The sequence below is a fragment of the Streptomyces fuscigenes genome (assembly GCF_021556455.1).
GTDB lineage: Bacteria > Actinomycetota > Actinomycetes > Streptomycetales > Streptomycetaceae > Streptomyces > Streptomyces fuscigenes.
In genome coordinates, this window is sequence record NZ_JAKGCV010000737.1 from 1 (window position 1) to 1559 (window position 1559).

Genomic DNA, 1559 nt, shown 5'->3' on the forward strand with positions numbered 1-1559 from the left:
CGTCACCGCCCCGTGGAGCCGGGGAGGCGGTGACCGCGCGCCGGGGCAGTGCGGTGGGTCAGCCCATGGCGGGCTGGCCGGCGGCGGCACGGCGGCGGCGCAGGACGACCGCGCCGGCACCGAGGCCGCCCAGCATCAGGACGGAACCGGCCGCGAGGCTGCTGCCGTTCAGGGCGAGGCCGCCACCACCGGTGTGGACGCCGCCGTGGGGCATGCCGCCCTCGTGCCAGCCGTTCTGGCCGCCGTCGTCGTCGCCCTTCTTCCACGAGCCGTCGTCGTGGCCGCGGTCGGAGGACGAGTCGCCACGTCCCTGGTCGGCGCGGCCGGAGTCGTGCTGGCCGGAGGAGGAGTTGTTGTCGGGGGTCCACTCGGTGTGTGCGGCGGCCATCGCGGCCGGCGCGGAGAGGACGATGACCGCGGTCGCGGCCGCCGCAGCGGCGAGGTTACGGACAGTGCGCATGGAGATGTGTTCCTTCCAGGGGTGGTCCCCGCTCCCCGGCGACAACACCGGGAAGCGCGGTGGGTATGACCACACCGTCAAGGGCAAACGCACGTGCCACCACCGGAGAAGAGGCATTCGGGGCGTCCGCTGCACCCTCCGTGTGGTCTCCGGCATCGCGTGCACCCATTGGCCGCAGTCCGAGATGTGCGCGCGCGCCACACGTGCCTGTGCCCGCCGCGGCGGGCCGCGAGGGCGCCTGCGGGGGCGTCGTCCCGGCCGGCGCGCCGCGCGGGGCGATGGCTGCCGCGCCGCGTCAGGACACGGAAGGGAAGGGGCGCCGTCCGGCTCTCGGGTGCGGCGGGCGTCACGGCTTCCAGGGGCCGATGCGGTCCAGGCGGCGGCGCTGCTGGGCGGCGGCCTCCAGGTCGAGGCCCTCGGCGCGCGAGACGAGGCGGTCGGCCACGCCCGTGCGGTGCTCGACGGGCTTGTGGTCGTCGTACTTGAACTTCGCCCGCACGTCGGTCACCCGCAGGCGCAGGCCGCGGATGCCGGCGAGCATCCGCCCGTAAGGCGGCCGGTCGACGGCGATCGCCGCGTGGTCGCCCCCGGGCTGGAAGTGGGCCATCTGGCGGCGCAGGAGTTCCGCCTTGGCCTCCGGCTCGTCGACGATCGTTGCGCGGCAGGTGAACTGGACGGCCGTGTAGTAACTCGTGGGCACGCCGTCGGTGGCCGGGACGTCCGGCTTCGCGCGCCACGGCCCGGGGACGAAGGCGTAGTCGCCGAAGACGGTGAACAGGACGTCCGGCGCGCTCTCCACCGCCGTCCAGACGGGGTTCGGGCGCGCGAGATGGACCAGCAGGTGGCCCGGCTCGCCGCAGAAGTGCGTCGGTACGGCGAGCGGGGGAGCGCCGGCGGGCCCGTTGACGCTCAGGATGCCGAAGTCGTGGCCCCGGTCGATCCAGTCGCGCCACTCGGCCTCGTCCAGGGCGGCGTCCCAGGGCTGGATGAACATGCGGGCTCCTCGTCGTGGGGTGTCTCGCGGTGCGTGCGGGAGGGCGGCCCGGGCCGGGGCCGCCGCCGGGGCCGGACGCGCCGCCCGCCCCGCCGTCGCGTCGCG

At 75.8% G+C, this 1559-nt stretch carries 2 protein-coding genes; both read right to left on the reverse strand.

Annotated features, from left to right (window positions below):
• Positions 1 to 58 precede the first annotated feature (58 nt).
• Entirely contained in the window at positions 59 to 460 is a 402-nt protein-coding gene (locus tag L1885_RS28210) for a GVDTG sorting domain-containing protein (protein WP_235799980.1), read from the reverse strand.
• 346 nt (positions 461 to 806) lie between these two features.
• On the reverse strand, positions 807 to 1454 hold the full coding sequence (locus tag L1885_RS28215) for an FMN-binding negative transcriptional regulator (RefSeq protein WP_235799981.1): 648 nt from the start codon (positions 1452 to 1454) through the stop codon (positions 807 to 809).
• Positions 1455 to 1559: the final 105 nt, after the last annotated feature.